Annotated in this window: 20 protein-coding genes and 3 tRNA genes; 13 read left to right on the top strand and 10 right to left on the bottom strand. The window is 74.2% G+C overall.

Annotation, left to right across the window (positions count from 1 at the left end):
- Positions 1-86 precede the first annotated feature (86 nt).
- Positions 87-869: an ABC transporter permease subunit gene (locus NUM_RS33020; protein WP_207128848.1), complete on the bottom strand. Its 783-nt coding sequence runs from the start codon at positions 867-869 to the stop codon at positions 87-89.
- Positions 866-1,822, bottom strand: a complete 957-nt coding sequence (locus NUM_RS33015) for an ABC transporter ATP-binding protein (protein ID WP_207128847.1) — start codon at positions 1,820-1,822, stop codon at positions 866-868. Before NUM_RS33015 ends, NUM_RS33020 begins: the two co-directional genes overlap by 4 nt.
- A gap of 195 nt (positions 1,823-2,017) precedes the next feature.
- Here NUM_RS33015 and NUM_RS33010 point away from each other — a divergent pair, with 195 nt between their 5' ends.
- Both NUM_RS33010 and NUM_RS33005 read left to right on the top strand, forming a co-directional pair.
- On the top strand, positions 2,018-3,181 hold the full coding sequence (locus NUM_RS33010) for a sensor histidine kinase (RefSeq protein WP_207128846.1): 1,164 nt from the start codon (positions 2,018-2,020) through the stop codon (positions 3,179-3,181).
- The gene (locus NUM_RS33005; protein WP_207128845.1) at positions 3,178-3,834 is read left to right on the top strand and encodes a response regulator; all 657 of its coding nucleotides are present in this window, start codon (positions 3,178-3,180) and stop codon (positions 3,832-3,834) included. Before NUM_RS33010 ends, NUM_RS33005 begins: the two co-directional genes overlap by 4 nt.
- 46 nt (positions 3,835-3,880) lie before the next feature.
- Here NUM_RS33005 and NUM_RS33000 read toward each other — a convergent pair whose 3' ends face one another.
- Positions 3,881-4,792 carry a 3-methyladenine DNA glycosylase gene (locus NUM_RS33000; RefSeq protein ID WP_308440607.1) on the bottom strand — a complete coding sequence of 304 codons (912 nt, stop codon included), beginning with the start codon at positions 4,790-4,792 and terminating at the stop codon, positions 3,881-3,883.
- Between the two features lie 167 nt (positions 4,793-4,959).
- Here NUM_RS33000 and NUM_RS32995 point away from each other — a divergent pair, with 167 nt between their 5' ends.
- From NUM_RS32995 to NUM_RS32985, 3 genes are all read left to right on the top strand, one after another.
- Positions 4,960-5,748, top strand: coding sequence for a fumarylacetoacetate hydrolase family protein (locus NUM_RS32995; RefSeq protein WP_207128844.1), 789 nt, complete (start codon positions 4,960-4,962; stop codon positions 5,746-5,748).
- Positions 5,741-7,252, top strand: a complete 1,512-nt coding sequence (gltX, locus tag NUM_RS32990; RefSeq protein WP_207128843.1) for a glutamate--tRNA ligase — start codon at positions 5,741-5,743, stop codon at positions 7,250-7,252. Before NUM_RS32995 ends, gltX begins: the two co-directional genes overlap by 8 nt.
- Positions 7,253-7,378: 126 nt before the next feature.
- Positions 7,379-8,080 carry an HAD family hydrolase gene (locus tag NUM_RS32985; protein ID WP_207128842.1) on the top strand — a complete coding sequence of 234 codons (702 nt, stop codon included), beginning with the start codon at positions 7,379-7,381 and terminating at the stop codon, positions 8,078-8,080.
- A gap of 216 nt (positions 8,081-8,296) precedes the next feature.
- Here the strand turns inward: NUM_RS32985 and NUM_RS32980 are convergent, their stop codons facing one another.
- Together NUM_RS32980 and NUM_RS32975 are read right to left on the bottom strand one after the other, a co-directional pair.
- Complete coding sequence (locus NUM_RS32980; RefSeq protein WP_225919013.1) at positions 8,297-9,133, bottom strand: class I SAM-dependent methyltransferase; 837 nt, start codon at positions 9,131-9,133, stop codon at positions 8,297-8,299.
- Between the two features lie 436 nt (positions 9,134-9,569).
- Positions 9,570-9,642, bottom strand: a tRNA-Glu gene (locus NUM_RS32975).
- Between the two features lie 355 nt (positions 9,643-9,997).
- Between NUM_RS32975 and NUM_RS32970 the strand changes: the two genes are divergently transcribed.
- Both NUM_RS32970 and NUM_RS32965 read left to right on the top strand, forming a co-directional pair.
- Positions 9,998-10,069 (top strand) — tRNA-Gln (locus NUM_RS32970).
- 22 nt (positions 10,070-10,091) lie between these two features.
- Positions 10,092-10,164 (top strand) — tRNA-Glu (locus NUM_RS32965).
- Between the two features lie 278 nt (positions 10,165-10,442).
- Here NUM_RS32965 and NUM_RS32960 read toward each other — a convergent pair.
- Both NUM_RS32960 and NUM_RS32955 read right to left on the bottom strand, forming a co-directional pair.
- Complete coding sequence (locus tag NUM_RS32960) at positions 10,443-11,300, bottom strand: S1 family peptidase (protein ID WP_207128840.1); 858 nt, start codon at positions 11,298-11,300, stop codon at positions 10,443-10,445.
- A gap of 276 nt (positions 11,301-11,576) precedes the next feature.
- Entirely contained in the window at positions 11,577-12,263 is a 687-nt protein-coding gene (locus tag NUM_RS32955; RefSeq protein WP_030448160.1) for an IclR family transcriptional regulator, read from the bottom strand.
- A 66-nt stretch (positions 12,264-12,329) separates the two neighbouring features.
- On the opposite strand from NUM_RS32955, the gene leuC reads away from it, so the two are divergent.
- The 3 genes from leuC to NUM_RS32940 all read left to right on the top strand — a co-directional run bounded on the left by leuC (position 12,330) and on the right by NUM_RS32940 (position 14,812).
- Positions 12,330-13,724, top strand: a complete 1,395-nt coding sequence (gene leuC / locus NUM_RS32950; RefSeq protein ID WP_207128839.1) for a 3-isopropylmalate dehydratase large subunit — start codon at positions 12,330-12,332, stop codon at positions 13,722-13,724.
- Positions 13,725-13,738: 14 nt separating this feature from the next.
- A complete protein-coding gene (gene leuD, locus NUM_RS32945) occupies positions 13,739-14,332 on the top strand; it encodes a 3-isopropylmalate dehydratase small subunit (RefSeq protein ID WP_207128838.1) in 594 nt (197 codons plus the stop codon).
- A 111-nt stretch (positions 14,333-14,443) separates the two neighbouring features.
- Positions 14,444-14,812: a hypothetical protein gene (locus tag NUM_RS32940; protein WP_207128837.1), complete on the top strand. Its 369-nt coding sequence runs from the start codon at positions 14,444-14,446 to the stop codon at positions 14,810-14,812.
- 54 nt (positions 14,813-14,866) lie between these two features.
- Here the strand turns inward: NUM_RS32940 and NUM_RS32935 are convergent, their stop codons facing one another.
- From NUM_RS32935 to NUM_RS32925, 3 genes are all read right to left on the bottom strand, one after another.
- Positions 14,867-15,751 carry an NUDIX hydrolase gene (locus tag NUM_RS32935; RefSeq protein ID WP_207128836.1) on the bottom strand — a complete coding sequence of 295 codons (885 nt, stop codon included), beginning with the start codon at positions 15,749-15,751 and terminating at the stop codon, positions 14,867-14,869.
- A gap of 10 nt (positions 15,752-15,761) precedes the next feature.
- Positions 15,762-18,107, bottom strand: a complete 2,346-nt coding sequence (locus NUM_RS32930; RefSeq protein WP_207128835.1) for an RNA degradosome polyphosphate kinase — start codon at positions 18,105-18,107, stop codon at positions 15,762-15,764.
- Positions 18,108-18,339: 232 nt separating this feature from the next.
- Positions 18,340-18,537 (bottom strand): cold-shock protein, encoded by a 198-nt coding sequence (locus tag NUM_RS32925; RefSeq protein WP_207128834.1) that lies wholly within the window; start codon positions 18,535-18,537, stop codon positions 18,340-18,342.
- A gap of 212 nt (positions 18,538-18,749) precedes the next feature.
- On the opposite strand from NUM_RS32925, the gene NUM_RS32920 reads away from it, so the two are divergent.
- From NUM_RS32920 to NUM_RS32910, 3 genes are read left to right on the top strand one after another with little or no spacing between them, the layout of a single operon-like run.
- Positions 18,750-19,493: a lysophospholipid acyltransferase family protein gene (locus NUM_RS32920; protein WP_225919012.1), complete on the top strand. Its 744-nt coding sequence runs from the start codon at positions 18,750-18,752 to the stop codon at positions 19,491-19,493.
- A complete protein-coding gene (locus tag NUM_RS32915; protein ID WP_207128833.1) occupies positions 19,490-20,494 on the top strand; it encodes an NAD(P)H-dependent glycerol-3-phosphate dehydrogenase in 1,005 nt (334 codons plus the stop codon). The genes NUM_RS32920 and NUM_RS32915 overlap by 4 nt, the downstream gene beginning before the upstream one ends.
- Complete coding sequence (locus tag NUM_RS32910; protein WP_225919011.1) at positions 20,491-21,663, top strand: cystathionine gamma-lyase; 1,173 nt, start codon at positions 20,491-20,493, stop codon at positions 21,661-21,663. The genes NUM_RS32915 and NUM_RS32910 overlap by 4 nt, the downstream gene beginning before the upstream one ends.
- Positions 21,664-21,665 lie beyond the last annotated feature (2 nt).

Below are 21,665 nucleotides of genomic sequence, written 5' to 3'. Positions count from 1 at the left end.
GCCTCGGATCCGTTGCCGGGCAAGGGTTCCGGCGACACGCAGGCACGCGGTGCCCGGTGTCGCCGGTCCCGTGGCGGCGGCCGCGGTCAGCGGGTGTCGCGGCGGCAGAACACGATCGCGGCGGCGGTCAGCGGTACCGCGATCCAGGCCGCCATCGCGAGCGCGGCACCCCACGGCGGGAGCAGCGCGCCGTACACCGAGTGGTCGTTGCCGACGCCGGCGAGCTGCCCCGGCAGCGAGTCCGGCACGATCGAACCGATCCGGCCGTGCCACGGCTGCGGCAGCAGGTTCGCCACGATCGGCAGGATGTACCAGAGCAGCACCAGTACCGGGATGGTGCCGGCGGCCGACCGGGTCAGCGTGCCGAGCGACAGCCCGAGCAGCGCGAACAGCAGCACCGTCAGCCCCTGCGCGACCAGCAGCGGCGCCTGGTCGGCGAACCCGCGGGCATCCAGCAGCAGGGTGCGGTCGCCGACGATGGCATGGCTGATCGCGTACCCGGCGAACACCGCCGCCTCGCCGGCGACCAGGCCGATCACCGCGACCGCCGCCGCCTTCGCGGCGAACAGCCGGCCGCGCCGGGGCACCGCGGCGAGGCTGGCCCGGAGCGTGCCGCTGCGGTACTCGCCGGTGATGGCGAGGGTGCCCAGCACGCCGGCGAGCAGCTCGGTCATGCTGCCGACCAGACCCGCCACCGGCGCCACGCTGATGTGGGCGCGCAGCTCCGGGGCGGCGCCGTCGTACACGGTGACGAGGTAGCCGCAGAGCGCCGCGGCACCGCCCAGCCCGGCGAGCACCACGGCGAGCAGCGCGTACGTGGAGCGCAGCGAGCGGATCTTGAGCCACTCGGCGGACAGTACGGCGATCATCGGGCGTCCTTCCCGGTCGAGGGTGCGACGGCGCCGGCCGGCGCGGGGGCCGGCGGCGGCGTGCCGTACTGCACCGACTCGGCGGTCAGGCGCAGGTACGCCTCCTCCAGCGAGGCGTCCCGGCGGGCCACGCCGTGCAGCGGCAGGTGGTGTTCGGCGGCCAGGTCACCGATCGCGGACTCGGACAGTCCGGTGACGCCGAGCTGCCCGTCCGGCTGGGCGGCGACCGTGGCGCCGGCGCCGGTCAGCACCGCGGCCAGCTCTGCCGGGCGCGGGGTGCGCACCAGCACCGCCCCGGCGTACCGGTCGGTCAGCTCGGCCACGGTGGTGTCGGCGAGCAGCCGACCCCGGCCGATGATGATCACCCGGTCCGCGGTCAGCTGCATCTCGCTCATCAGGTGGCTGGACAGCAGCACGGTGCGGCCCTCGGCGGCGAGGCCGCGCAGCAGCTGCCGGATCCACCGCACGCCGTCCGGATCCAACCCGTTGACCGGTTCGTCCAGCACCAGCACGGCCGGGTCGCCGAGCAGCGCCGCGGCGATCCCCAGCCGCTGCTTCATGCCCAGCGAGAAGCCACCGACCCGGCGCCCGGCGACCTGCGCCAGCCCGACCCGGTCCAACGCCGCGTCGACCGCGGTGGCCGGGATCCGGTTGGTACGGGCGAGGATGCGCAGGTGGTTGCGCGCGGTACGGCCGCCGTGCACGGCGGTCGCGTCCAGCAGCGCGCCGACCTCGCGCAGCGGCCGATCGATCGTGGCGTACCGGCGGCCACCCACCAGCGCCGCCCCGCTGCTCGGCGCGTCCAGGCCGAGCAGGATGCGCATCGTGGTGGACTTGCCGGCCCCGTTGGGGCCGAGGAAACCGGTCACGATGCCCGGTTCCACGGTGCACGACAGGTCGTCCACCGCGACGGTCCGGCCGTACCGTTTGGTCAGCTGCCTCAACTCGATCATGTCCGCACCTCGGCGGCTCGCGTGGTCATGACCCCAGGCTGCGCGACCGGCCCGGTCCGGCGCGTCTGGCCACGGTCCGGACCTGCGCCGGCACCCGGGTCCGGGGTCCGCCCCGGCCGGGCCGGCGGGTGCGACCTGGGGCCGACGGACCGTGGTCGGAGGCGCGGCGGCGCCCGGGCCGGTTACCGTCGAGCGGTGCAGGACGGCAGGTGGCGGCTGACCCCACGGCAGCTGGTCGCGATCGACGCGGTGCTGGCCGCCGGCGTGCTCGCCGCGGACGCGCTGCCCACGCTGCTGCTCGGCCACACCGGCGGCTGGTCTGCGCTCGCGGCCGTACCGGCCGTCCTCGGCGCCGGCGCGCTGCTGGTCCGGCGCCGCTGGCCGGGGCCGGCGCTGGTGGTCGCGCTGCTCGCGGTGGCGCTCGGTGCGGCGGCCGGCACCCTCTCGCCGTACACCCTGCTGCCGGCGGCCTGCGCGCTCTACTCGGTCGCCGTCAGCCAACCGCGCCGCCGCTGGGTGCCGACCGTCGCGATCGGGGTGCTGAGCGCGGTCGGGCTGCTCGCGATGACCGCGGCCGGGCCGACCAGCGGTGCCGGCTCCGCCGACACCGACCGATCGCTCGCGATGCTGGTCTTCGCCCTGGTACTGCTCGGCTGCTCGTGGACGCTGGGCCGCGCCGTCGCCGACCGCCGGGAGTACGCGGCGCGGCTGGCGCAGCAGGCCGCCGAACGGGCGGTCGCCCAGGAACGGCTGCGGCTGGCCCGGGAGATGCACGACGTGGTCGCGCACGCGCTCGGGGTCATCGCGGTCAAGGCCGGCGTGGCGAACCACGTGGTCCGGCAGCGGCCGGCGGAGGCCCACGACGCGCTCGAGGTGATCGAGACCACCAGCCGGCAGGCGCTCGCCGAGATGCGGCACCTGCTGGGCGTGCTGCGCGACGGCGAACCGGGCGAGCTGTCACCCGCGCCGGGCCTGTCCCGACTGGGGGAGCTGGTGGACCGGGCCGCGGTGGTCGGCGTGCCGGTCGAGCTGTCGGTGCACGGCGCCGACCTGGTCCCGGACAGCCTGGGCGTCTCGGTGTACCGGATCGTGCAGGAGTCGGTCACCAACGTGGTCAAGCACGCCGCGCCGGCGACCTGCCGGGTGGCGGTGACCGGCACCGACACCGCGGTCCGTATCGAGGTCATCGACGACGGCGCCCGGGTCCCCGCCGGCGGCGGGGTACTGCCGGCGGCCGGGCACGGCCTGATCGGGATGCGGGAGCGGGTCGGCGCCTACGGCGGCAGCTTCCGCGCCGGGCCGGGTGCCGGCGGCGGGTTCGCCGTCGAGGCGGTACTGCCCTACGGAGCCGCCGGGTGATCTCGGTCCTGATCGCCGACGACCAGGCGCTGCTGCGCGGCTCGTTCCGGGTACTGGTGGACACCGCGGACGGGCTGCGGGTGGTCGGCGAGGCCGCGGACGGTGCGCAGGCCGTCGCCGAGGCCGCGCGGCTGCGCCCGGACGTGGTGCTGATGGACGTCCGGATGCCCGGCACCGACGGCATCGAGGCGACCCGGCGGATCTGCGCCGAGCTGCCGGACACCCGGGTGCTGATCCTGACCATGTTCGATCTCGACGAGTACGTCTACGCGGCGCTGCGCGCCGGTGCCAGCGGCTTCCTGCTCAAGGACACGCCGCCGGCGGACCTGCTCGCCGGCATCCGGGTCGTCGCCGCGGGCGAGGCGCTGCTCGCGCCGAGCGTCACCCGGCGGCTGCTCGCCGAGTTCGCCGCCCGGCCGGCGCCGACGGGGCAGGTGCGGACCGCGCTGGCCGGGGTGACCGACCGGGAGCGGGAGGTGCTCACGCTGGTCGGCCGCGGCCTGTCCAACACCGAGATCGCCAACCACCTGCACCTGAGCCACGGCACGGTCAAGTCGCACATCGGCCGGCTGCTGGCCAAGCTCGCCGCCCGGGACCGCGCCCAGCTCGTCATCGCCGCGTACGAGGCGGGCCTGGTCGGCACCCGCCCCTGACCTTCGCCGCCCCGCGGTCGGCATCGTCCGGCGGCGAAGGGACTCGTCACCGCTGGGCGAGCAGGTCGTCGCAGGCGGCGATCAGGCGGTGCCGCAGTGGCGCGGCGCGGTCGGACATCGCCCGCTGGGCGGCGGCGTACTCGGCGCGGCCGGCGGGCGTCTCGATCGGGATCGGTCGGTAGCCCAGCGCGCTCAGGTCGTACGGCGAGGCGCGCATGTCGATCTCCCGGACGTCCCGGGCCAGCGCGAAACAGTCCGCCACCAGGTCGCTGCCGACCAGCGGGGACAGCTTGTACGCCCACTTGTACAGGTCCATGGTCGCGTGCAGGCAGCCCGGCTGCTCCAGCTCGGCCTGCCGCTCCCGGGTGGGCTGCAGCAGGTTGAGCGGCCGGGCCGGTTCGGTGAAGAACCGGAACGCGTCGAAGTGGCTGCACCGCACGCCGCGCTCGGCGACCACCCGGTCGGTGTCGGCCGACGACAGCCGCAGCGGCCAGGCCGCGTGCCGCAGCTGCCCGGGCGTCTGCCGGTACACCATGGCCCACTCGTGCAGGCCGAAGCAGCCGAACTGGGCCGGCCGCGCCGCGGTGCGTGCCAGCAGGTCGCGGACCCAGGCGACGGTGTCGGCACGGCGGGCGAGCAGCGGGCCGGCGGCCAGCGCGGCGCCGCCGTCGACCGGCTGGTACCGGTCGCCGAACTCGGCCGGGTCGGCACCGGCGAGCACGATCCCGGCGCCCGGGTGCCAACGGCGCAGCTGCGCCGGGCGGTGCGAGTAGTACGTGAACAGGAAGTCCTGTACCGGATGGCGCAGCCCGTCGCGGCGCCGGGCCAGGTGCGGCCGGGTCCAGCCGTCGACCCGCCGCTCGTGCTGCGCCCGCCGGCGCCGCCAGTCCGGTTCGGCCAGCACCTCGCGCCGGCCACCGGTCGACACCGCGCCGGGCGGGTCGGCGCCGGCGGGCATGCTGGGCGGTACGGACATGCGTCCAGTCTGCCAGCGACGACGGGCCGACCGGCCGGCGCGTTATCCCGTCGACGCCGCGGGGTCGCGGAACGTTAGATTCTCTGCCAGAGGCAATTCGTACCGTCGCCGAGCCGATCGGCGGCGGTCGGCGACGGGAAGGTTGTGTTGTGCGTATCGCACGGTTCGCCCACGGTGGCGGCATGTCGTTCGGGGTGGTCGAGGGTGACCCCGCAGCGGGGACGGAGGGGTTGACCGTCGCCCAGATCGAGGGGCTGCCGTTCGGCCGGGTGCAGATCACCGGGCAACGGTGGGCCGTGGACGACGTGCGGCTGCTGTCGCCGATCCTGCCGAGCAAGGTCGTGTGCGTCGGCCGCAACTATGCCGCGCACGCCGCCGAGCACAACGCCGAGGTGCCGAAGGAACCGTTGCTGTTCCTCAAGCCGTCCACCTCGGTGGTCGGCCCCGGCGATGCGATCCGGCTGCCCGCCCAGTCCAAGCAGGTCGAACACGAGGCGGAGCTCGCGGTGGTGATCGGGTTGACCGGCGCCCGCCGCCTCGACCGGGCCGCCGCGCCGGCCGCGATCTTCGGGTACACCTGCGCCAACGACGTCACCGCGCGCGACCTGCAGCGCAGCGACGGGCAGTGGACCCGGGCGAAGGGCTTCGACTCGTTCTGCCCCCTCGGCCCCTGGATCGACACCGAGGCGGACGTCTCCGACGTCCAGATGACCTGCACCGTCGGCGACGAGGTGCGCCAGCGCGGGCGTACCAAGGACCTGATCTTCGACATCCCGACCCTCGTCTCGTACGTGTCGCACGTGATGACGCTGCTGCCCGGTGACGTGATCCTCACCGGTACGCCGGCGGGCGTCGGACCGCTGACCGACGGCGACACGGTGACCGTGGCCATCGACGGCCTCGGCACCCTGAGCAACCCGGTGGTGAACCTTGACTGACCACGACTCCGTACCGACCGACGCGGAACCGACCGGCGCCGACATCCGGGTGCGGTTCTGCCCGTCGCCCACCGGTACCCCGCACGTCGGGCTGATGCGCGCCGGGCTCTACAACTGGGCGTACGCGCGGCACACCGGCGGGAAGCTGATCTTCCGGATCGAGGACACCGACGCCGCGCGCGACTCCGAGGACAGCTACCGGATGCTGCTGGACGCGATGTCCTGGCTCGGCATGGACTACGACGAGGGTCCGGAGGTCGGCGGCCCGTACGCGCCGTACCGGCAGAGCCAGCGGCGCGAGATCTACGCCGACGTGGCGAAGCGCCTGGTCGAGGGCGGTTTCGCGTACGAGTCGTTCTCCACCGCCGAGGAGATCGAGGCGCGGCACAAGGCCGCCGGTCGGGATCCGAAGCTGGGCTACGACAACTTCGACCGGGACCTCACCGACGAGCAGAAGGCCGCGTTCCGGGCCGAGGGGCGGGCCCCGACGCTGCGGCTGCGGATGCCCGACGAGGACCTGACCTGGGACGACGTGGTTCGCGGCGAGGTCACCTTCAAGGTCGGCTCGGTGCCCGACTTCGTCATCGTCCGCGGCACCGGCGACCCGCTGTACACGCTGGTCAACCCGGTCGACGACGCGATGATGCGGATCACCCACGTACTGCGCGGCGAGGACCTGCTGCCGTCCACCCCGCGTCAGCTCGCGCTCTACCGCGCGCTGATCGCGATCGGCGTGGCCGAGCGCACGCCACGGTTCGGGCACCTGCCGTACGTGATGGGGGAGGGCAACAAGAAGCTGTCCAAGCGCGACCCCTCCAGCGACCTGTTCCGGTACCGCCGGGAGGGGTACCTGCCGGAGGGCATGGTCAACTACCTGGCGCTGCTGGGCTGGTCGATCGCGCCGGACCGGGACGTGTTCAGCCCGGCGGAGCTGGTCGAGGCGTTCGACGTCGCCGACGTCAACGTCAACCCGGCCCGGTTCGACGGCAAGAAGCTGGCCGCGATCAACGCCGCGCACGTGCGGCTGCTCACCCCGGACGACTTCGTCGACCGGATCGTCCCGTACCTGGTCGAGGCCGGGCTGGTGACGCCGACCGACGCCGAGCGGGCGGTGATCGCCGCCGCCGCGCCGCTGATCCAGGAGCGGATCACGACGCTCGGCCAGGCGCCGGACATGCTGCGGTTCCTGTTCGGCCCGGAGGAGTCGTTCGAGCCGGAGGAGGCCAGCGCGGCCAAGGCGCTCGGCGCCGACGCCGCGCCGGTCCTGGACGCCTCGATCGCCGCGCTCGACGCCCTCGCCGACTGGCGCGCCGCCGACCTCGAGGAGGCGCTGAAGGTGGCGCTGGTCGACGGGCTGGAACTCAAGCCGCGCAAGGCGTTCGCTCCGGTGCGGGTCGCGGTGACGGGCCGCACCGTGTCGCCCCCGCTGTACGAGTCGATGGAGTTGCTGGGCCGCGACCGGTCGCTGTCCCGGCTCCGCGCCGCCCGCGCGAAGCTGGCCTGACGCCGTCGCCGGCCGGTGCACCGGCACCGGCCGGCGACGGTGCGCCCTGCCGACCGCACCGTACGAGCCGGGCACGCCCGCTCGTAACTCGGTAGGCTCCGGCCGGGCGCGACCGACGGGAGGGCCATGGCGGTGCGGGCGGTGCTGTTCGACGTCGACGACACGCTGGTCGACTACTCGACCGCGGAGCGGCGCGGCATCCTCGGCTACCTCGCCGAGCTGGGCGTACCGGCCGCCGATCGACCGGCCGCGGCGGCGTACTGGAACGCGGTGCAGGAGCAGGAGTTCGCCCGCTATCTGGCCGGTGAGCTGACCTTCGCCGACCAGCAGGACGCCCGCGCGGTGGCCATGGCCCGCTGGCTGGGCCGGCCGGCGCCGGCGGACCCGGCGGCCTGGTTCCGCGGGTACCGCCGGCACTACCAGGCCGCGCTGCGCCCGTTCGACGACGTGGTGGACTGCCTGCGGGTGGTGGCCGCGTCGGCGGTGCTCGGGGTGGTCAGCAACAACGACGAGGCGCACGCCCGGCACAAGCTCGCCGCCGCCGGCCTGCTGGACCGGTTCGCCTGCGTGGTGTGCGTCGACACCGCCGGCTGCGCCAAACCCGATCCGGCCATCTTCGGGTACGCGTGCCGCGCGCTCGGCGTGGGTCGGCACGAGGCGGCGTACGTCGGCGACAACCCCGGTACCGACGCGACTGCCGCGCACGCCGCCGGCCTCACCGGCGTCTGGTTGGACCGGCGGTCGACGGCGGCCGCCACCCCGCCCGGCGTGCACCGGATCCCGGACCTCGTCGCCCTGCCCGCCGCCCTCGAGCTCGCCGCCCGCTGACCGGATCCGTTGCGCCGCCCCGGATCCGGCCGGCACGGATTTCGGTCGATCCGGATCCAGCCGGGATGTTCGGCCGGTGCGGATCCAGCCGTCATGGATTCGGCCGGTGCGGATCCGTTGCGCCGGTACGGATCCGGGTCGGCGCCCGTCCGGTCGGCTCGGCTCGTGCCGGCGAACGGTGTGCCGGCATCGAGCCGGCGGTCCCGGGCGCGGCGGTCACGAGTCGTGCCGTCGGCCCGGGGGAGCGGGGACGGTACCGGTGGCGAGCAGCGCCCGGTGCGGCAGCGCGAGCCGGCCGTCCGGGCCGGCGAACCCGGCCGCCAGCGCCTCGAACTGCCGCCGGATCGCCGCCCGGGTCGCGGCCGGCTGGCTGGCGATGAGGTGACCGTTGAACCCGACGCCGGACTCCGCCGCGCGCCACCACTGGCGCGCGTCGGTGTGGTGTTCCCAGGCGATCGTCCGGGCCACCGGGGTGGCCAGCCCGGCGTCCCGGAGCAGTCCGGTCACGCCGTTCTCGGTACGCGGGAAGTCGGTCTCCGGTGGCAGCACCGTCCGGTGTTCGGGCCGCGGCACGCCGGCGGCCAGGGTCGCCCGGCCGAGCAGCGCGTGGCCGGCCCCGGCCGGTACCGGCCACAGGGTCACCGCGATCCGGCCGCCCGGGCGGGTCACCCGGGCCAGTTCGGCGACCGCCCGCCGCGGCCAGCCGACGTGGTCCAGCACGAAGTTCGCGGTCACCACGTCGAAGACGTCGTCGGCGAACGGCAGCGACGGCAGCGCGGCGACCCCGACGTCGGCCCGCGGTACGGCGTTCGCGGTCAGCTCCACCATGCCCGGTTCGGCATCGACGGCCGTCACCCGGGCACCGCGCTGGCAGGCGGCGGCGGCCACGTTGCCCGACCCGGTACCGACGTCCAGCAGCCGCACGCCGGCGCCGGCGTCGACGGCGTCGAGCAGTTCCCCGACCGGTCGAGCACACACCGCCGCGAACGATTCCGCGTACGCACGCGCCTGCCCGCCCCACACCGCCCGCGCCCCCGCATCCAACCCGCTCACCAGCCCCTCCGCCCCGTCAACGCCCAGACCCCCGAACAATGGCGCCCCCACCCCGCGCAGCCCACCCCACCCCCACCCCCTCCCACCCCCTGAACCCGCACCCCCCACCAGCACCCCACCCCACCCCGAAACCCCCGTCCGCACTCCATCCGGCCAGCGACCAACGTCAGCGCCCGGCGACCATCTCCGGAGCCAGGTTGTCGAAGAGCCCCGCCCCGGAAGCATTCGAAACGGCTCCGTTCGCGCTCGATGCGGACAGGGGTGACCAGGGTCGTGACGGGGTGACCAGGGTCAGCGCCACGGTGACCACAGTGAGTGTCGGGGGGTGCCGGGGGGCGAAGCCCCGCCGGCGCGGGGCCCGGGGGCTGCGCCCCCGGAGGGCACACGAAACGACCCCCGTCCGCGCTCCATGCGGACAGGGGTCACCAAGGTCGTGTAGCCCCGACCGGATTCGAACCGGCGCCGCTGCCTTGAGAGGGCAGTGTCCTAGGCCGCTAGACGACGGGGCCGTACGTGCCTCACTCTAGCGGTCGCCGCAGGCGGGGCGGACAGCGGGCGGGTCGGCATCGAGCCGCCGATCCGGTCCGGGGACGGCGGTGGTGGCGCGGCGCGCCGGGCGCGGCGCGGAACGGCCAGCCGGCGCGTCCTGGTGGCGGTGGGAGCCGTCCAGGTGGCGGTACCGATCGGCGGCGAACCGGTCGGGGAGGGACACGGTGGCGGCGTCGGCGCACCGCGGGAGCCGGGGACACGGGTCGGGGCACGCCGGTACGAGCCGGTGACCGCTGCCACCACCCGTGGGGGTCGGGCCGATTTGAGGGCCGCGTTGATCGTCGGGTACAGTTCTCTCCGGTGCGCGGGCACCGATGGGGTATGGGGTAATTGGCAGCCCGACTGGTTCTGGCCCAGTTAGTCTAGGTTCGAGTCCTGGTACCCCAGCTTTTGTCCGCGCACCGCCTGGGGCCCCGTCGTCTAGCGGCCTAGGACACCGCCCTCTCAAGGCGGCGGCGCCGGTTCGAATCCGGTCGGGGCTACACCGATGGGCCGACCCCATCCGCGGAGAGCGCGGATGGGGTCGGTTTCGTATGCCTTCCGGGGGCGCGGCCCCCGGGCCCCGCGCCGGCGGGGCTTCGCCCCCCGGCACCCCCCGACCCCCGCTGTGGTCACCGTGGGGGCTTTGCCTTCGGCTCGCCGACCTCTGCTGTGGTTACCGTGGGGGCTTTGCCTTCGGCTCGCCGACCTCTGCTGTGGTTACCGTGGGGGTTTGCCTTCGGCTCTCAAACCCGGGCGCCGGAGTGCGGGTGGTGGCTGGTCAGGGTTTGGGGAGGGGGCAGGGGGCGGTGAGGTCGATGGTGGAGCCTTGGATGCAGGTGGCCAGGCCGTAGGTTTCCTCGGCGTAGCCGATGCCCTGGTGCACGGTGACGGTGCCGTCGGCGGCGACCTCGCAGGGGTTGTTGAGGGTGCACTGCTCGCCGTCCTCGTTGGTGGTGTTGTTGATCGCCACCACCTGGCCGGACGCGGTGTCCACCACCGGTGAGCCGGACGTACCGCCGATCACGTGGCACGGCTCGGTGTAGCGCACCGAGTCCCTCCAGACCCAGTCCGCCTCGTGCAGCTCCGGCACGAAACCGTCGATCGCGCACGAGTACGTCTGCTGCCAGTAACCCGACACCACGGCGATGTCGGTACCGGCCGTCGGGTGCTCGGTGGACAGCGCGAGCGCCGCGATCCCGTACTGCTGCTGGATCTCGCCGTAGGTCTGCGACACCTGGTACAGCGTGACGTCGGTGTCGGTCATCGTCGAGTACTCGACGGTCGTCGCGGTCAGCGAGCCGACCGAGTCCTGGCCGTCGGCGGACAGCAGCGAGAACGTCCGGTGCGACGGCTGGTCGACGATCACCTCCCCGGGCCCGGGCATCCCGGACTCCAGGCAGTGACCGTTGGTGAGCACCAGCGCCTTGTCGTCGTCGGTCGCGCTCGGCACCCGTACCAGCGAGCCGGAGCAGTTGCTCAGCGCCACGGTGCCGGCGAACGAGACGTCGGCGGACGGGTGCGGGCGGTGGTGCGTGGGTGCGGCCAGCGCGGTCGGCGCGGCGGCGGTCAGCAGCCCCGCCGCCAGGGTGGCACCGGCGGCGACGCCGAGCAGGCGCCGGGTCAGGTGTCGCGGCATTGCGTCCTCCCCAGACGATCGTCCAACACGCCGGAATAGCCGGCTAGGTCGGATTGATGAAGATCATTAGGTTAGAGGACGGTTCGGTCGGGCACAACCGGACAGTTCACCGCGCACCGGCGGAAGCCCGTCAGGCGACACGATGCCGCCTGGACGCGCGACGTCCCCAGGGTGCGCATCGTTGCGACGTGCGACATCCCCGGGGTGTTCAGCCGTCCGGACGCGCGGCATCGCCCGGGTGCCTGACGGCGCCCGGGCGTCGAGGTGTCGCCGCGACTACAGGCCGGAGAGGCGCTGGCCGCCGCGCACGACCGCCATCGCGTGCCGGTCGCCGGGACGGCGGCCGATCCGCTCGATCGGGCCGGACACGCAGACCGCGGCGATGACCCGGCCGGTACGGTCGCGCACCGGTGCGGAGACGCTGGCCACGCCCGCCTCGCGCTCGGCCACGCTCTGCGACCAGCCGCGCCGGCGCACCTCGGCCAGCGTGCGGGCGGTGAACTTGCACCGCGGCAGCAGCGGCAGGATCGCCTCCGGTGGTTCCCAGGCGAGCAGGATCTGGGCGCCGGAACCGGCGGTCATCGGCAGGACCGCGCCGACCGGGACGGTGTCCCGCAGCCCGCTGGCCCGCTCGGCGGCGGCGACGCAGAGCCGCTCGTCGGCGCGGCGCAGGTACAGCTGGGCGGACTCGCCAGTCTGGTCGCGCAGCGCGGTGAGCACCGGCTCGGCGGCGGTGAGCAGCACGTCCGGCGCGGAGTTGGCGAGCTCGCCGAGCCGCGGGCCGGGCCGCCACCGACCGTGCTGGTCGCGGACCAGCATCCGGTGCGTCTCGAGTGCCTGGGCGAGCCGGTGCGCGGTGGCGCGCGGCAGTTTGGTCCGGTCGACGAGCTCGGCCAGGCTCGCGCCGTCGACGCATGCCTCGAGGATCACGATGGCCTTGTCGAGCACCCCGACACCACTGATACTCTGTCCCACGAGCCGAAACATACCTCCCATCATTCGGGAAGTCCATATCGTGGGAGAAGTGAGATGGGGCGCACACTCGCCGAGAAGATCTGGGACGCGCACGTCGTACGGTCCGCCGAGGGCGAACCCGACCTGCTCTACATCGACCTGCACCTCGTTCACGAGGTGACCAGCCCGCAGGCCTTCGACGGCCTGCGGGCGGCCGGGCGCAAGGTCCGCCGGCCGGACCTGACGCTCGCCACCGAGGACCACAACACACCCACCGACAACCTGGTCACGATCGCCGACCCGGTGTCTCGTACCCAGCTGGAGACGCTGCGCCGCAACGCGGTCGAGTTCGGCGTGCCGCTGCACTCGCTCGGCGCCGCCGAGCAGGGCATCGTGCACGTGATCGGCCCGCAGCTGGGTGCCACCCAGCCGGGCATGACCATCGTGTGCGGCGACTCGCACACCTCCACCCACGGCGCGTTCGGATCGATCGCGTTCGGCATCGGTACCTCCGAGGTCGAGCACGTGCTCGCCACCCAGACGCTGCCGCAGACCAAGCCGAGGACGATGGCGGTCACCGTGACCGGTGCGCTGCGGCCCGGGGTCACCGCGAAGGACCTGATCCTCGCGCTGATCACCCAGGTCGGCACCGGCGGCGGGCAGGGCCACATCGTCGAGTACCGCGGCGAGGCCATCCGCGATCTCTCCATGGAGGGCCGGATGACCATCTGCAACATGTCGATCGAGTGGGGTGCCCGCGCCGGCATGGTCGCGCCGGACGAGACCACGTTCGCGTACCTCAAGGGGCGGCCGAACGCGCCGGCCGGCGCGGACTGGGACGCCGCGGTGGAGTACTGGCGGGGGCTGGCGACCGACGAGGACGCGGTGTTCGACACCGAGGTCACGATCGACGCCGGTGCGGTCGAACCGTTCGTCACCTGGGGTACCAACCCGGGGCAGGGCGCACCGCTGTCCGGCACGGTGCCGGTGCCGGAGTCGTTCGCCGACGAGGCCGCGCGTACCGCGGCCGAGCGGGCACTGTCCTACATGGACCTGACCGCCGGCACGAAGCTGCGCGACGTCGAGGTGGACGTGGTGTTCCTCGGGTCCTGCACCAACGGTCGGCTGGAGGACCTGCGGGCGGCGGCCGAGGTGATCTCCGGTCGCCGGGTCGCCGAGGGCGTCCGGATGCTCGTGGTGCCGGGTTCGGCCAAGGTACGGGCCGCGGCCGAGGCGGAGGGGCTGCACGAGGTGTTCACCGCCGCGGGCGCCGAGTGGCGGTTCGCCGGCTGCTCGATGTGCCTGGGCATGAACCCGGACGTGCTGACGCCGGGCCAGCGCTCGGCGTCCACGTCCAACCGCAACTTCGAGGGCCGGCAGGGCCGCGGTGGGCGTACCCACCTGGTCTCGCCGGCGGTCGCCGCGGCCACCGCGGTGGCCGGCCATCTCGCCGCACCGGCCGACCTGTAGGGAGGTAGTTCGTCATGAAGAAGTTCACCGTGCACACCGGTACCGGGGTGCCGCTGCGTCGGTCCAATGTGGACACCGACCAGATCATCCCGGCGGTGTACCTCAAGCGGGTCACCCGCACCGGCTTCGCCGACGGGCTGTTCTCGGCCTGGCGCAACGATCCGGAGTTCGTGCTCAACAACCCGGCGTTCGCCGGCGGTACGGTGCTGGTCGCCGGCACCGACTTCGGTACCGGCTCGTCCCGGGAGCACGCCGTCTGGGCGTTGCAGGACCACGGGTTCGCCGCGGTGATCGCGCCGCGGTTCGGCGACATCTTCCGCGGCAACTCGCTCAAGGGCGGCCTGCTGCCGGTGCAACTGCCGATCGACGCGGTCGAGACGCTGTGGAAGCTCATCGAGCACGACCCGACCACCCAGATCACCGTCGACCTGGTCGAGCGGGAGGTGCGGGCGGACGGCCGGTCCTGGTCGTTCGAGCTGGACGACTTCACCCGCTGGCGGCTGCTGGAGGGGTTGGACGACATCGGCCTGACGCTGCGGCACGAGGCCGACATCGCCGCGTACGAGAGCTCGCGCCCGTCGTTCAAGCCGAGCATCGCCACCACCTGAGCGATCCCGACGGCCCCCGCACGTCCACTGTGGACGGGCGGGGCCGTCGGCGCGCAGCGGCAGCCGCGTCGGCGGTGGAGACCGGGGGCCCCGGGACAGTACCGTGCGGGGATGGCACGCACGCTGCGACTGAACTTCCCCGCGCCGATCCCCGTCGGGCACACCATCGAGGTCACCCGGTTCGCCGACACCCGGCCGGAGCGCAAGCGCCGCGGCGACGGCCGGTTCGAGGCGGTCACCTTCCCGGCGGTGGTCGACCTGGACACCGGCATCCGGTACATGAACCACGTGCACGGATCGGCCGGCGGCAACGGTGGCCTGCCGTTCTTCGCCAACAGCTACCCGCTCGAACCGCGTCCGGAGCTGCCCGTCGCCGAGGTGTGGCGCGGCCGGGTCACCGCCTGCACCCTGGTGATGGTCGAGGGTCTGGAGGGCCAGCACACCATGCTCGTCGTCGCCGAGCAGCCAGCCGACAGCTGACCGCCGCACCGGTCTGTCCATAGTGGACGAACGAGGACCGGTGGGCGGGGTTCGTCAGGGGCGGAGCAGGTCGGCGGCGGCGAGCCGGTCGTCGGCGAACGACAGCACCCAGACCGCGCCCTTCGGCGTGCTGGCGTCTGCCACCGTGACACCGTCCTGGTGCGCCAGGAGATCCAGGGTGGCCGGGATGATGCCGCCCTGGCTCGCGACCACGCTGCTGCCGCCGCGCTCGGCGAGCCGCCGCACGCGCGCCGCCGCACCGAGCGGATCGTGCCCCACCTCGTCGAACACCGGCGCCGGGGCGGGTTCCAGCCCCAGCCGGCGCGCCGTCGGTTCGATGGTCTGCACGCACCGCAACGGCGTCGCGGTCAGCAGCCGGACCGGTGCGAACAGCGGCAGCAGCGCGGCCAGCCGCTCCGCCGTCGCGACGCCCGACTCGTCCAGCGGTCGCAGCTCGTCGGCGTCCTGCCAGGCGTCCGCCCGGCCGGCGCTGGCGTGCCGGACCAGCAGCACCGTCGCGGTGATCCGGGGCAGCGCGGCGAACGCGGCGAGCACCGGCAGGTAGTCGTCGTCGGTCAGCGCCGCCGGCGCCTGGTCCAGCCGGACCCAGCGCAGCTGGTCCACCTCGTCGTTGGGGGCGAACCCGGCGCCGTCGACCGCGGCCATCGACCAGAAGTCGACCACCTTGTCGGTCGAGCCGCCCGGCCCGGCCACCCGGTAGCGCACCGACGGCAGCCGGACTCCCGGCACCGGGCGCAGCGCCGCCTCCTCGGCCACCTCCCGGCAGGCGCCCGCGAGCGGGTGCTCACCGCGGTCCAGCTTGCCCTTCGGCAGCGACCAGTCGTCGTACCGGGGCCGGTGCACCAGCGCCACCTCGACCCCGGTCGGCCCCTCCCGCCAGACCAGCCCGCCGGCCGCCCGGATCAGCTGTGCGGACATCGATGCCACCTCAGGTCTCGTCGACGGTCTCGCGCAGCAGGACCGCCTGCATGTCGTTCAGGCCGCCGTTGCGCCGGGTCCAGGAGCCGTCCGGGTTGAGCTCGAACCCGCCGGTGCTGTCGGCCATCGCGAGATCCAGCACCCCGGCCAGCTCGCGCTGCGCGGCGGCGTCGGTCACCTGCACCAGCGCCTCCACCCGGCGGTCCAGGTTGCGGTGCATCAGATCGGCCGAACCGATCCAGAACTCGTCGAAGCCGTCGGCGGTGAACCGGAAGATGCGCGAGTGCTCCAGGAACCGGCCGAGCATCGACCGGACCCGGATGTTCTCCGACAGCTCCGGCACACCCGGCCGCAGCGAGCAGATCCCGCGCACCACCAGGTCGATGCGCACGCCGGCGCGGCTGGCCCGGTACAGCGCGTCGATCACCCGCTCGTCCACGATCGAGTTGACCTTGAACTGGATGCGGGCCGGCTTGCCGGCACGGACCCGGTCGGCCTGCCGCTCGATCCGGTCGATGATGCCCGCCCGTACCCCCTGGGGCGCCACCAGCAGCCGCCGGTAACTGGTCTGCCGGGAGTACCCGGTGAGCACGTTGAACAGGTCGGTGGCGTCCGCGCCGACCTCCGGGTCGGCGGTGAACAGGCCGAAGTCCTCGTACGTGCGGGCGGTCTTCGGGTTGTAGTTGCCGGTCCCGATGTGGCAGTAGCGCCGGATGCCGCCCGCCTCGGCTCGCACCACCAGCGCCATCTTCGCGTGCGTCTTGAGCCCGACCAGGCCGTACATCACGTGGCAGCCGGCCTGCTCCAGCTTGCGCGCCCAGGAGATGTTGGCCTCCTCGTCGAACCGGGCCTTGATCTCCACCACCGCCACCACCTGTTTGCCCGCCTCCGCGGCGGTCACCAGCGCGTCGACCACCGGTGAGTCGCCGGAGGTGCGGTACAGCGTCTGCTTGATCGCGAGCACGCCCGGGTCCTCGGCCGCCTGCTCGATGAACCGCTGCACCGTGGTCGAGAACGAGTGGTACGGGTGGTGCACCAGCACGTCGCCGCCGCGCAGCGTGGCGAACACGCTCTTCGGTGTCTCGCCCTCGCTGAACGCCGCCGGCGTCGCCGGCACGAACGGCCGGTCGGTCAGGTCGTCCCGGTCGGCGGCGTCGTAGATCTGCCACAGCGCGGTGAGGTCCAGCAGCCCGGGCACCCGCAGCACGTCCTGCGAGGTCATGTCGAGCTCCCGCACCAGCAGGTCGAGCACGTGGTCGGAGGTGGTGGACGCCACCTCCAGCCGCACCGGCGGGCCGAACCGGCGCTGCGCCAGCTCGCGCTCCATCGCCTGCAGCAGGTCCTCGTCCCGGTCCTCCTCGACCTCCAGGTCGGCGTTGCGGGTGACCCGGAAGACGTGGTGGTCGACCACGTCCATGCCCGGGAACAGCTGGTCCAGGTGCGCCGCGATCAGGTCCTCCACCGGCAGGAACGCCGAGCGGCCGGCGGTGGGCCGCTGCACCGTGACGAACCGGGGCACGTTGTTCGGCACCTTCACCCGGGCGAACCGCTCGCCGCTGCCGTCGGCCGCCCGCACCAGCACCGCCAGGTTCAGCGACAGCCCCGAGATGTACGGGAACGGGTGCGCCGGGTCCACCGCGAGCGGCGTGAGCACCGGGAACACCTGGTCCCGGAAGTACCCGCGGAGCCGCTCCTGGTCGTCGGCGGTCAGCTCCGACCAGCGCAGGATCCGCACCCCGGCCTCGGCCAGCGCCGGCCGCACGTCGTCGGCGAAGCACCGGGAGTGCCGGCCGACCAGCTCCGCGGCCCGCTGGCTGATCCGCTCCAGCTGCTCGCGCGGCGGCATCCGGTCCGGGGTGCGCAACGTGAGGCCGGTGGACAGCCGCCGTTGCAGCCCGGCGACCCGGACCATGTAGAACTCGTCCAGGTTGCTCGCGAAGATGGCGAGGAACTTCGCCCGCTCCAGCAGCGGCTGCTTGCGGTCCTCGGCCAGGGTGAGCACCCGAGCGTTGAAGTCCAGCCAGGACAGCTCCCGGTTGAGGAACCGCCCCTCCGGCAGCTCCTCCCGGTCGACCGGCTCGGCCGCCCCTCGCACGGTCGCCGGCTCGGCCGCCCCACGCACCGCAGCCGTGTCGCTCGCCGTGGCCGTACCCGCGCCGCGGTCGTCGCTGCCGGCCGTACCGCGGCGCGACGGGTCGGTGCCGGCCGGTGCGGGGGCGGTGTCGGGTGCGCCGCGCAGCGGTGCCGTGGCCGGTTCCGGGCCGGGTTGCCGCGGTGCCGCGGCGGGCCGGGTGTTGGCGCCGCGCCGCGTCGACCGGTCGCCCGTACGGGTGCTCTCCTCGCTGGCGTGCGTCATGGCTTCATGATGACCCGATCCGGCTGAACGAGCGAGAAACACCGGTCAACGGCACCGTGACGAGCCGACCGTGCGCCCGGACCACGGCGCCGGTCCTCGCCGGCCGCCGCGCTGGCGGTACCCGATCGCGGGCCCGTCCTCGCCGGTCGCCGCGCCGGCGGTACCTGGTCGCCCGGCCGGTCCGCTCCGTCGCCCGGCCGGCGGCACCCGGTCGCCACGGAGGCGTCGCCGGTCAGGCCATGGTGACCAGGGCGACCCGTACGATCCGGTCGCGCTCGTCGGTGTCCAGCCGGACCCGCTGGCCGGGCCGCAGGTGGCGCAGGCCGCCGGCGGCGAACGCGGCCGCGTCGAACGCGACCCGGGTACCGTCGTCCAGCACCGCCGTGCCCGCCCCGGTGTCGGCCTCGAACGTCGCCACGGTCCCCTGCATGCCCCGACCGTACCGGTTCCGGCGGCGCCCGCCGCACCGTCCCGCCGCGGCGGGCGGGTACGTCCGCGGGGGAGTTTGACCGCTGCCGTCCGAGTCGCCGGGCGGCCCGGCGGTCACCGTCGGCGGGTGAGGCGGCCGGCCCGCGTCCGGGGGCCGTCGCCGGGCGGGCATCATCGTGGGCACGGGTACGGTGACGAGGGTAGGGAGGTGCGGTGGCGCGTCGAGGTTTCTGGGTGCGGGTCGGCATGGGGGTGATCAACTCCACGCTCACGGTCTTCAGCCGGCACACCTGGCAGGGCGCCGAGCACATCCCCGCCACCGGCGGCGCGATCGTCGCCGCCAACCACATCTCGCAGGTCGATCCGATGGTGATGGCCCGGTTCGTGTACGCGACGGGGCGGGTGCCGCGGTTCCTGACCAAGGCGAGCGTGCTGCAGGTGCCGCTGATGGGCCCGGCGCTGCGCAGCACCGGCCAGATCCCGGTGCACCGGGGCAGCATCGACGCGGCCCGCTCGGTGGACGAGGCGGCCGCGGCGCTGCGCGACGGCGACGTCGTCGTGGTCTACCCGGAGGGCACCACCACCCGCGATCCGGACTTCTGGCCGATGCACGGCCGTACCGGTGTGGCCCGGCTGGCGCTGGCCACCGGCGCTCCGGTGATCCCGGTGGCGCAGTGGGGCGCGCAACGGCTGCAGGATCCGGTCGCGCACAGCGTGCGGCCCCGGCCGCGTACCCCGGTCAGCGTGCTGGCCGGCCCGCCGATGGACCTGTCCGCCTGGCGGGAGCGGGCCGCCGGCGGTGAGCCGGACCGCACCGTGCTCAGCGGCCTGTCCGACGCGATCATGTACCGCATCCGGGAACTGCTCACCGAGCTTCGCGACGAGCAGCCGCCGGAGCAGCTGTACGCATGGCCGCCGAAGCGGCCGGCCACCCCCGACGGCGAAGGCGGACGATGACCGAGATCAAGCGCGCGGCGGTGCTCAGCGCCGGCTCCTGGGGTACCACGTTCGGCAAGGTGCTCGCCGACGCCGGCCGCGAGGTGCGCATCCTCGCCCGCCGGGCGCAGGTCGCCGACGCGATCAACGACACGCACACCAACCCGGACTACGTGCCCGAGGTGCGGCTGCCGGACGCGGTCAGCGCCACCACCGACCCGGCGGTCGCGCTGGACGGCGCCGACCTGGTGGTGCTCGCCACGCCCAGCCAGGCGCTGCGCGACAACCTGGTCGCCTGGAAGCCGCTGCTCGACCCGGCGGCGAGCGTGGTCAGCCTGGCCAAGGGCATCGAGCTGAACACGCTGCTGCGGATGAGCGAGGTGATCGCCGAGGTCACCGGCATCCCGACCGATCAGGTCGTGGTGGTGACCGGGCCGAACCTGGCGCCGGAGATCGCGCACGCGCAGCCCACCGCGGCCGTCGTCGCCTGTACCGACCTGGCCCGCGCCGAGCTGGTGCAGCGGGCGGTGGCGGCGCCGTACTTCCGGCCGTACACCAACACCGACGTGGTCGGCGCGGAGATCGGCGGCGCGGTCAAGAACGTCATCGCGCTGGCGTACGGGATGGCGTCCGGGCTGGGGCTGGGCGACAACACGAAGGCGACGCTGATCACCCGCGGGCTGGCCGAGACGTCCCGGCTGGGGGAGCGGCTCGGCGCCGACCCGCGCACGTTCTCCGGCCTGGCCGGGCTGGGCGACCTGGTCGCCACCTGCTCGTCGCCGCTGTCGCGCAACCACCGGTTCGGCGAGTACCTGGGCCGGGGCGACAGCCTGGCCGCCGCGCAGCGTGCCACCCGGCAGACCGCCGAGGGGGTCAAGAGCTGCCGGTCGATCCGCGACCTGGCGCACCGGTACCAGGTGGAGATGCCGATCACCGAGCAGGTCGAACGGGTCTGCTACGAGCACGTGCCGGTGTCGGAGGCGCTGCGCGAGCTGATGAGCCGCGCCATGAAGGCCGAGTGATGCACCCGTCCGGGCAGCCCGGCGGGCCGGAGGACGCGCATCACCCCAGGGAGGCGGATCGACCCGGCGGTGTGGCGCCGGCGGGCTGGCGGGACGCGACCCGGGTGGTGCACGCCGGCGAGCCCGCCGCGACGCCTGGCGCGCCGTTCCGGGCCGGACCGGTGCTGGCCGCGCCCTACCACCTGGCCGCCGAGGGGCCGGGCGGTGCCGACGCGTACGGCCGGACCGACAACCCGACGGTGCGCGCGCTGGAGCAGGCGATCGGCGAGCTGGAGGGCGGCGAGGTCGTCGCGTTCGGCTCCGGCATGGCCGCCATCACCGGCCTGCTGCTGGCCACCCTCGCCCCGGGCGACACGGTGCTGCTGCCCTCCGACGGGTACTTCAAGGTGCGCGAGTTCGCCGACACGGTACTGGCCGAGCGCGGCGTCACGGTGCACACGGTGCCGACGCCCGGCCCGTACCGGCTGGCCGAGCTGGCGCCGACCCTGGTGCTGCTGGAGACGCCGGCCAACCCCGGGCTGGCGGTGTGCGACATCGCCGCCGTCGCGGCGATGTCGCGCGACCTCGGTGCCGTGCTCGCGGTCGACAACACGACGGCGACGCCGTTGGGGCAGCGGCCGCTGGCGCTGGGCGCAGACGTGGTGGTCGCGTCCGGTACGAAGGCGTTGACCGGCCATTCCGACCTGGTGCTCGGCTACGTCGCCACCGCCGACCCGGGGCTCGCGGACCGGCTGCGCGGCTGGCGGGCGATGACCGGCGCGATCTGCGGCCCGTTCGAGGCGTGGCTCGCGCACCGGTCGCTGGCCACCCTGGAGCTGCGGCTGGCCCGGCAGGAGGCCAACGCCGCCGCGGTGGTGGAGTTCCTGGCCGGCCGGTCCGAGGTGACCGGGCTGCGCTGGCCGGGGCTGGATCCGCTGGCTCGCCGGCAGCTGACCCGGATGCCCGGGCTGGTGACCTTCGAGCTGGCCGACGAGGCGGCGGCGACGGCGTTCCTGCGGGCCACGAGGCTGGTCGCGAACGCCACCAGCTTCGGCGGGCTGCACTCCTCGGCGGACCGGCGCGCCCAGTTCGGCGACCCGGTACCGGCCGGGCTGATCAGGCTGTCCGTCGGCTGTGAGGACCCGGTGGACCTGATCGACGATCTTCGCGCCGGGCTGGCCGCCGGATGACA

The sequence above is a fragment of the Actinocatenispora comari genome, assembly GCF_017312725.1.
Classification (GTDB): Bacteria; Actinomycetota; Actinomycetes; order Mycobacteriales; family Micromonosporaceae; genus Actinocatenispora; species Actinocatenispora comari.
The sequence above is the reverse complement of the archived record's forward strand: the minus strand, read 5'-3'. Positions and strand labels throughout refer to the sequence as shown.